At 72.8% G+C, this 8,608-nt stretch carries 7 protein-coding genes; 1 reads left to right on the top strand and 6 read right to left on the bottom strand.

Translation table 11 applies throughout. The features are described from left to right. Positions 1 to 2,050: PAS domain-containing sensor histidine kinase (locus VGD32_RS02365; protein WP_331030297.1), on the top strand; the 2,050-nt coding region annotated here is incomplete at its 5' end. A gap of 8 nt (positions 2,051 to 2,058) precedes the next feature. Here VGD32_RS02365 and VGD32_RS02360 read toward each other — a convergent pair. From VGD32_RS02360 to VGD32_RS02335, 6 genes are all read right to left on the bottom strand, one after another. Beyond that, positions 2,059 to 2,547, bottom strand: a complete 489-nt coding sequence (locus VGD32_RS02360; RefSeq protein WP_331030296.1) for a periplasmic heavy metal sensor — start codon at positions 2,545 to 2,547, stop codon at positions 2,059 to 2,061. After that, positions 2,544 to 2,972: a hypothetical protein gene (locus VGD32_RS02355; protein ID WP_331030301.1), complete on the bottom strand. Its 429-nt coding sequence runs from the start codon at positions 2,970 to 2,972 to the stop codon at positions 2,544 to 2,546. Before VGD32_RS02355 ends, VGD32_RS02360 begins: the two co-directional genes overlap by 4 nt. 5 nt (positions 2,973 to 2,977) lie before the next feature. Beyond that, positions 2,978 to 3,541 (bottom strand): RNA polymerase sigma factor, encoded by a 564-nt coding sequence (locus VGD32_RS02350; RefSeq protein ID WP_331030300.1) that lies wholly within the window; start codon positions 3,539 to 3,541, stop codon positions 2,978 to 2,980. A gap of 64 nt (positions 3,542 to 3,605) precedes the next feature. Next, positions 3,606 to 4,238, bottom strand: a complete 633-nt coding sequence (locus VGD32_RS02345) for an EF-hand domain-containing protein (RefSeq protein ID WP_331030295.1) — start codon at positions 4,236 to 4,238, stop codon at positions 3,606 to 3,608. A 67-nt stretch (positions 4,239 to 4,305) separates the two neighbouring features. Next, positions 4,306 to 7,254 (bottom strand): bifunctional [glutamine synthetase] adenylyltransferase/[glutamine synthetase]-adenylyl-L-tyrosine phosphorylase, encoded by a 2,949-nt coding sequence (locus VGD32_RS02340; RefSeq protein ID WP_414644323.1) that lies wholly within the window; start codon positions 7,252 to 7,254, stop codon positions 4,306 to 4,308. After that, positions 7,191 to 8,603, bottom strand: a complete 1,413-nt coding sequence (locus VGD32_RS02335; RefSeq protein WP_331030293.1) for a HAMP domain-containing sensor histidine kinase — start codon at positions 8,601 to 8,603, stop codon at positions 7,191 to 7,193. Before VGD32_RS02335 ends, VGD32_RS02340 begins: the two co-directional genes overlap by 64 nt. Positions 8,604 to 8,608 lie beyond the last annotated feature (5 nt).

The following is an 8,608-nucleotide window of genomic DNA, read 5'->3' as shown; positions in this document are numbered from 1 at the left end:
CGCGGCCGCCGGCGCGGCGCCCGCCGCGTTCGCGCCGGCGCCCGGCAAGCCCCGGCTGGCGGCGGACGGTTCGGCGCTGCTGGTCAGCGGGACCCTGGCCGACGGCAACCGGCTCGTGGGTCGCGCGCCCCTGCCCTCGCTGCGCCCCACCGATGGGGTAGACCGGTGGGTGCTGTCCGGTCCCCGCAGCCTGCTGGTGGGCGGATCCGGGGCTGGAGAGGCCCTGGCGCTGGCTGAGGCCCCGGCCGACGGGCGGGGTCAGGGGGCCACCCTCCCCGTGGACGACGGGGCCGTGCGCCGCACGACAGTGGCTGTGGACGAGACGGGCCTGATCGCCGTGGCCTCTACGCCGGTCAGCGTCGGCGCCGGCGCGCTGATGGACGACGCCTGGGTCCTGACCGCGCCATTCATCATCGGCGTGCTGGTCCTGCTGCTGGTACTGTTGCAGCAACGCAAGGAGGCGGGGATCAGCCGCGAATGGGCCGCCTCGGAGCGGCGGTTCCGGGGCGCGGTCGAGGCGGCGCGATGCGGCGTCTGGGACTGGGACCTCGAGAGCGGCCAGATACTGCTGTCGGACTATATGGCCGATCTGATGGGACTGGAGCGCACCGGGGTCACCTCGGCGGAGGTGATGATGGAACGCATCCATCCGCGCTACCGCAACGCCGTCGAGCACGCCCTGCGTCAGGCCGAGACCTTCGGGGCGTTCGAGGTCAGCTTCCCGGTGCCGGATGCCCAGGGACGCGCCCGCTGGATCGACGCCCGCGGGCAGGCGCGCGGTGAGCGGGGCGAGGACGGTTTCACCTCGATCCTCGGCATCGCCCTGGACACCACCGAGGCGCGGCGCGCCAAGGCCCATGCCCAGGCCGCCGAGGGCCGGCTGCGCGACGGCATCGAGAGCGTCTCGGACGCCTTCGTCCTGTTCGACCGGCAGGGCCGGCTCATCCTGTCCAACCAGGCCTTCCAGGACGCCTTCAATTTCGAGCCCGGCGTGGTGCGCAAGGGTGTCCTGAAGACCGATCTGAACCGGATCGCCGCCCTGGCGATCAAGTCGGACCAGCCCGCCCCCGGCGGCCGGGCCGGCGCCCGCGAGGTCGAACTGCATGACGGCCGCTGGCTTCAGCTGGTCGAACGCTTCACCTCTGACGGCGGCTCCGTTGTCACCGCGGCGGACATCACCGCCATCAAGCACAAGGAGGCCGAACGCCAGCGCGCCACCGAGCGGCTGCACGTGACCATCACCGAACTGGAGGATCGCGAGGAGAAACTTTCGCTGCTGGCGCGCAAGTACGAGGTCGCCATGACCCGGGCCGAGGCGGCGAACCAGGCCAAGTCGGAATTCCTCGCCAATATGAGCCACGAGCTTCGCACGCCGCTGAACGCCATCAACGGCTTCTCGGAAATCATGGCCGGGGAGATGTTCGGGCCGCTGGGCGACCCCCGCTACAAGGGCTACGCCGCCGACATCCTGCGGTCGGGTCAGCATCTACTCAGCCTGATCAACGACATCCTCGACATGGCCAAGATCGAGGCCGGCAAGCTGACGCTGCACTATGAGGCGGTGTCGCTGAAGGAGATCGTCGACGACGCGGCGCGGCTGATGCGCGGACGGGTCGAGGAGGCCGGGCTGAAGTTGCTGGTCGACGCGCCCGACCTGCCCACCATCGAGGCCGATCACCGTGGCCTGAAGCAGGTGGTGCTGAACCTGCTCTCAAATGCGGTGAAATTCACCCCCGAGGGCGGCGACATCGTCGTGGCCCTGTCGCGCGAGGACGACGACCGGGTGCGCATCGCCGTCACCGACACCGGCATCGGCATCGCCGCCGAGGATCTGACGCGGCTCGCCCGGCCGTTCGAACAGGTCGAGGGGCAGCACTCCAAGACCAACCAAGGCACGGGTCTGGGCCTCGCCCTGACCAAGTCGCTGATCGAACTGCACGGCGGTACGATGACGATGGAGAGCGAGCCCGGCCGCGGCACCACGGTCAGCTTCGACCTGCCGATGCGCCGACCGGCCCGACCGGCCGAACGGCAGGCGCGGGCGGCCTGAACGGCCCGTCAGCGGGTCCGGCGGTCGCTCTTGTCGCGAACCACGGTGCGGCCGCGGCGGGTGAGAATTTCCGACAGGGCGGCGCGATCGTCCGGTTCCAGGGTCGCCAGCACCGCGACGGCGTCCGCCTCGAGCCGGGCCCGGCCCCGCAGTTCGGCAGCGCGCGACTGTTCCAGCAGGGCGGAGACCTCGGCGGGATCGAAGTCGGCGGACCGGGCCAGCGCCGTCGCCTGACGCCGTTTCAGCCGGGTTTCCTCGAAGTCGGGCCGGGCCGCCCGGGCCGAGGCGCGCAGGGTCTCGCGCACGCGGTCGCGCACGGCCGGATCGAGCCCCTCGACCACGGCCATGAAGGGGCGGTCGCGGGGGGGCCGGTGACGGGCGTCGATGCGGCGCTCGACGTCGGCGCGGCCGACCAGCAGCGTCGCGCCGGCCGCCAGGGCGAACAGGTTCAGCGCCACCGAGACGGCGAGGGCGATCTTGAGGGTCCTGGCGTTCAACCGAGCACCTCCGTGTCGTCCACGCCGAGCAGCGAGGCTTGATACAGGACGGCGTCGGCCTCGGCCTCGGCGGCGAAGTGACCGGTCATGACCACGCCCGCCACCACGCCCGCGCAGGCCGCCGCGGCCCAGCCGGCGCCGAACGCCAGCGACAGCCGGTCGACCCACAGCCGGCCGGCGCGCCCGGCCCGACCTCCGGCCGAGGCGGCGGCGGCGATCACCCGGTCGCGCAGCGCGGTCGACACCTGCGGCGTCGGCGAACGATGCAGCAGCGCGTCGAGCGCGTCGGCCTCCCCGAGAGCCGGCCCGGCGATTTCCGCATGGGCCGACGCGAAGGCCTCGGCCGCCGCGCGTTCGCCTTCGGGCCAGCGCCGCCGATCGGCGCCGTAGGCGGCCACAAGGGCGAGGAAGCGTTCCGCCGTCATCACGTTCATACTCCTTCGGCGCCCGGCCGATGTTCGGCCAGGGCCAGTCTCAACGCCCGCCGTCCGCGCGACAGCAGGCTCTCCAGGGCCTCGATGCTGATCTCCATCAGCCCCGCGGCCTCGATGTTCGACAGTTCCTGATAATGGCACAGCACGATGGCCTCGCGCTGCCGGTCCGGCAAGCGGGCCAGCGCGCCGTTGACCGCCGCGCCGACGTCGGCGGCGAGCAGGCCGCGATCCGGCGCCGGGCCTTCGTCGCTGCGGTCCGGCAGGCTGTCGGCGGGAACCTCCCGCCGCCGCCTGAGACGATCGTAGCAGAGGTTGAGGGCGACCCGGTGCAGCCAGGTGTCGAACCTGGCCTTGCCGGTCACCCATCGCGGGGCCTGCCGCCACGCCCGCACCATGGCCTCCTGCGCGACATCCTCGGCCTCGACCGGGTCGCCCAGCATGCGTTGGGCGAGCGCCAGCATGCGCGGCAGCTTGCGCGCGACCATGGCCTGGACGGCCGCGGGGTCGCCCTGACCCACGCGGCGCACCAGATCCTCGTCGGGGTCGGCGAAGGTCGCCATCCGGCCTCGTGCGAAGGTTGCGTCAAGGCCGGTGAGGTCGAGGACCGCCGCGCCCGCCATCTGCTTACTCCGAAGCGGGGGCCGGAGGCGACGCCTGTCGCGCCTGACGGGCCGCGCGGCGCTCGAGCATGCGCTCACGGCGCTGTTCGCGACGGTCGGCGCGGACCACCTGCCGCTCGGCCGCCGTGACGTAGCCGTCCCGATCCGCATCGAGGCGGGCGAACGCGGATTCGGCCCGGGCCCGGGCTTCGGCGATCACGATCGGGCCGCGTGCTTCCATGCGGTGCTCGCGACGGGCCTGCCGGGCGTGGGCGTGGCGGGCCCGGCGCGGCCCCCGTTCGGCGCGGATCCCGGCGCGGTGGTCGCGGCGGGCGTCGAACTCGGCCTTGCTGATCGAGCCGTCGTTGTCGGCGTCGAGGCGGTCGAAACGGGCGTCGGCGCGGCCGGCGGCGCGGACCTGAATGGCGGCGCGCATCTCGTCGCGGGTCACGGAGCCGTCGCGGTCGGAGTCGGCGGCGGTCAGGCGCTCGATGCGCCGCCCGACGAACTCGGCCTGGCTGAGGCGCTGGTCGCCATCGGCGTCGGCGCGCAGGCCGCGGGCGTGCGGCCGCTCCGGCGACTGCTGCGCGACGGCGGCGCCGCCGGCTGCGGCGAGAGCCAGGGCGGCCAGACCGCCGGCAAGAAGGGTCTTCCTCATCTCGATGTCTCCATGGCCGCACGACGCGGCCGACTGTCCCTGTCTGGAGGATCAAACGGACGGGAGATCAGTCTCCGTCGCCGACGGGCGGCAGGACGCTCTCGAAGGCGGCGCGGGCCGCGGTTCGCGTCCCGGCCAGCCCGGCCCTGAGCGCGTCGAAATCATCGAAGCCCGCCGCCTCGGCCAGCCGTCGGCGGAAGCCCTCAGGCTCCTGCGCCGGATCGGGCCGATCGTCGAACGCCGCACCGAGCACCTGGCTGAGCGCCTGCTGCAGACGCCAGGCCTCAGCCAGGGCGGGATCGTCCGAAAGGGCGGCGAGGGTCGAGACTGTCAGGGGCTCGCCGGCCGCAGCGCGCCGGAGCTGGAGCACCTGCGCGACGAACTCCGCGTCGACCTGCCCCCCCGGAACCAGTTTCAGGTCCCAGTCGCCCTGTCCGGAGCGCTCGCGCGCCATCAGGTCGCGCATGCGACGGGCGTCGGCGGCGACGTCCGCGCCCGGCCTCGGGCGTCTCAGGATGGCCTCAAGCCTCGCGGCGGTGCGGGCGCCGAATTCGGGACTGCTGGCCCAGACGACGCGGGCCCGCGTCAGGGCCATGAACTCCCAGGTGTCCGCCTCGGCGGCGTAATAGTCCTCAACCGCCGACAGCCTCAGCGATACCGGCCCCTTTGCGGCGCCTGGCCGTAACCGCATGTCGACCTCGTAGAGCCCCCCCTCGGCCGTGTGCGCGGAGAGCGCCGCGATGAGCCGCTGGGTGAAGCGGGAATAGAAGACCGCGGGCGCCCAGCCCTTGCCCTCGGACGCCGCGTCGTCCGGCGCGTCGTAGACGGTCATCAGGTCGAGGTCGGAACTCGCGGTCATTTCCCGCGAGCCGGCCTTGCCCAGGGCGACGACGGCCACCGCGCCGCCGGACAGGGTCCCGCCCTGGCGGACGGTCTCGGCAAGGGCGGCCGGCGCCAGGGCGTCCACACAGGCGTCGGCCAGGGTGGTGTAGGCGCGCCCCGCCTCCTCTGGCCCGGCGCGGCCGGTCAGCGTCTGTACGCCGATGCGGAACATCTGCTCGCGATGGACGCGCCGCACGACATTCATCGCCGTCTCGAAGTCGGGCGCGGCGGCAGCCTCGATCCCCATCTGGGCGACCACGCCGGTGTCTTCCTCGATGCTGCGGCTGAAACGGGCGTCGAGCATGCTGTCGAGCGCCGCCGGATAGCGGCCCAGCGTCCGCGCCAGCCGCGGAGCGAAGGCCATGACGCCGACCACCAGTTCGAACAGCTTCGGCTGGGCCAGAAACAGGGCCTGCACCTGCACGCCCCCGCTGAGCCCCGAGAAGAACACCGCGAAGCGGCGGAAGGCGGCGTCGGCGGCGCCGGTGTCGGCCAGCGCCGTCAGCAGGCGGGGCGCCAGCCGGGTGAACAGTTCGCGGCCGCGCGCGGTGCGTGTCGCGGGGATGCGCCCGTGATGCCAGCTGCGGATCGTGTCGGCCACGGTCGCGGGATCGGAGAAGCCCATGCGGGCCAGCGTCTCCAGGGTCTCGGGGTCGTTCTCGACGCCCGTGAACACCAGCGACCCGTAGGGGGACGACAGCGCCTCCTCGCCTTCGAACAGTTCGCCGTAGCGCCGGTTGACTCCGACCAGCAGGGCCTCGGTACGGGCGTCGAAGGCGGCGAGATCGCCCTCCCCGGCCAGGGCCGCGACCCGGGCGCGCGCGTCCGGCGCGACCGGCAGGCTGTGGGTCTGCTCGTCCTCCAGCATCTGCACGCGATGTTCGAGGCCGCGCAGGTCGGCGTAGGCCGCGGTCAGTTCGGCGCAGGCGTCGTCGGCGACGTGGCCGGCGTCGCGCAGGGCCGCCAGGGCGTCGACCGTGCGGGGGCTGCGCAGGTCAGGATCGCGGCCGCCGAGGATCAGCTGCTGGGTCTGGGCGAAGAATTCGATCTCGCGGATGCCGCCCCGGCCGAGCTTCAGATTGGCGCCCGCCGCCTCCAGGCCCTCGCCCGTCTTGTGGACGTGGATCTGCCGCTTGATCGACTGGATGTCGAGGATGGCGGGATAGTCGAGGCTGCGGCGCCAGATGAAAGGCTCCAGCGCCTTCAGGAAGCCACGCCCGGCCTCGACGTCGCCGAGCACGGCGCGGGCCTTGATAAAGGCGGCGCGCTCCCAGTTCTGGCCGACGCTTTCGTAGTAGGCCAGGGCGGTGGGGGCGGCGACGACCGGGGGGGTCGAGGACGGATCGGGGCGCAGGCGCAGGTCGACACGGAAGACGTAGCCGTCGCCGGTCCGCTCCTGCATCAGGGTCGCCAGCGCCTGGGCGAGACGATCCACGAAGCGCTGGGGCTCGACGCCCTCGGCCAGCGCCGGGATCAGGGCCTCAGGCTCCCAGAACAGGCTGATGTCGATATCGGATGAATAGTTGAGCTCGAACGCCCCGTGCTTGCCCATGGCGAGGCCGAACAGACCCGGGACCGGGCCGCGGGGATCGTCTGGCCGGCTGACCAGCTTGCCGCGTTCGCGCTGATCGGCGGCGACGGCTCGCAGCGAGGCGTTGGCGGATGCGTCGGCGAACCGGCTGAGGGCGCCGGTGACCTGATCGAGGTCCCAGACTCCGCCAAGGTCCGCCAGCGCCGTCAGCAGGTGAAGCTCGCCCTTCAGGCGGCGCAGCGGCGCCCGCAGCTCATCGGCGCCGCCGGTCAGGGCGTCCGTCGCCGCCAGGATGGCGCACAGGCGCGCATCGGGCGCCTCCTCGAGCGTGGCGCGGAGGCGGTCGGGCCAGCGCCTCGCCAGCCCGAAGAGATAGGGCGAGGCGGCGAACACCGGCGCCAAGGCGCGCCAGGCCTCGTCGAGCATGGTGAGCCAGCCGCCTTCAGACGCGGCTTCAGCGATACGGTCGCGGGCCCGATCGGCGGCCCCGGCGTCAACGATGGGCCCGCACGGCTTGAGCGCGAGGGCGAGAGCGTCGCTCACGCTGACTCCGCCGGCGGCAGGACCAGGGCCACGCGCAGCCCGGGGCCGAAGCCGCCGTATTCCCCGGGGCCTTCGTCCAGCTGGACGCGGCCGCCGTGGGCCTCGAGCACGGCTCCCACCAGCGACAACCCCAGGCCGGAGCCGGGCTCGGTGCGGCTGTTGTCGAGCCGGACGAATCGCTGGAGCACCCGCTCCCGGTCCGTTTCAGGCACGCCGGGGCCGGTGTCGGTGACGGAGAATTCTATCTCGCCGGAGCTCCGGCGGCGGGCCCGCAGCATCACCGCGCCGCCCGGCGGTGTGTATTTGATGGCGTTGTCGATGACGTTGGCGAGGGCCTGGGCGAGGAATGGCCGGTTGGCCTCGACCATCAGGCCGCGCTCGATCTCGGCCGAGAACTCGAGCCCCTTGTCCTCGGAGGCGGGTTCGTAGAGCTCGGCCATGTCGGCGGCGAGGTCCGCGGCGTCGAACAACTGGGGGTCCGGGGTGCGGCCCGCCGCCGCCTGCAGCCGCGCGATGGCCAGCACGGTGTTGAAGGTCTTCAGCAGGTTGTCGGCCTCGTCGAGCGCCAGCTGCAGGGCGTCGACGCCCGTGATCTTGCCCGCCTCAGCGTCGATCAGGGACACCTCCAGCTTGGCCCGCATGCGGGTCAGGGGCGAGCGCAGGTCGTGGGCGATGGCGTCGCCGGCATGCCGGATCGAGGCCATCGAGGCCTCCAGCCGGTCGAGCATGGTGTTCAGCCCGGCGCCGAGCTCGTCGAGTTCATCGCCCGAGTTGCGCACCGGGGCCCGCGCCTTGAGGTCGCCCTCCTGAACCGCCGTGACGACCTTGCTGAGCCGGCCCATCGACCGTTCGAGATTGCGGCTGACCAGCACGCCGCCGGCGAGGCCGAGCAGCAGGACGATGCCCATGGCCCCCCACAGCGCCTGGGTCAGCCGCTCCAGATAGGCCTCGGTGTCTCCGAGCGAGCGGCCGACGAACAGCATCTCGCCGCCCGACAGGCGGACCTGCACGCCCCGCGCCGGGGGCCGGCTCACGCGGCCTTCGGCGTCGGTCTCTGTGAGGGGAAAGGTGATCCACTGCCGGTCACCTTCCATGGTCTCGATGGGGGACTGGGTGAGGCTGCCGGTGACCCGGCTGCCGTCGGGATTCATCAGCAGATAGACGAAGGCGCTGCGCGTCAGGGCGCGGTCGATAAGGGCCGCGTTGAGGGCGTCGACGCCCCGGGCGCCGTAGATGCCGGTCAGCACCTGCAGCTCGCCGCGCACCTCGCGGTCGGCATTGACCCGCGCCTCGGCCGCCGAGGCGAAATAGACATAGGCGAGAATGGCGCTGGCCGCCGCCGCGAACAGGGCGAGGAACAGCAGCGTCAGCCGGAACGGCGTGCGGCGAAGGAGGGACGGGAGCCGCATGGCGC

It is taken from the genome of Brevundimonas sp. (genome assembly GCF_036402095.1).
Classification (GTDB): domain Bacteria; phylum Pseudomonadota; class Alphaproteobacteria; order Caulobacterales; family Caulobacteraceae; genus Brevundimonas.
The sequence above is the reverse complement of the archived record's forward strand: the minus strand, read 5'-3'. Positions and strand labels throughout refer to the sequence as shown.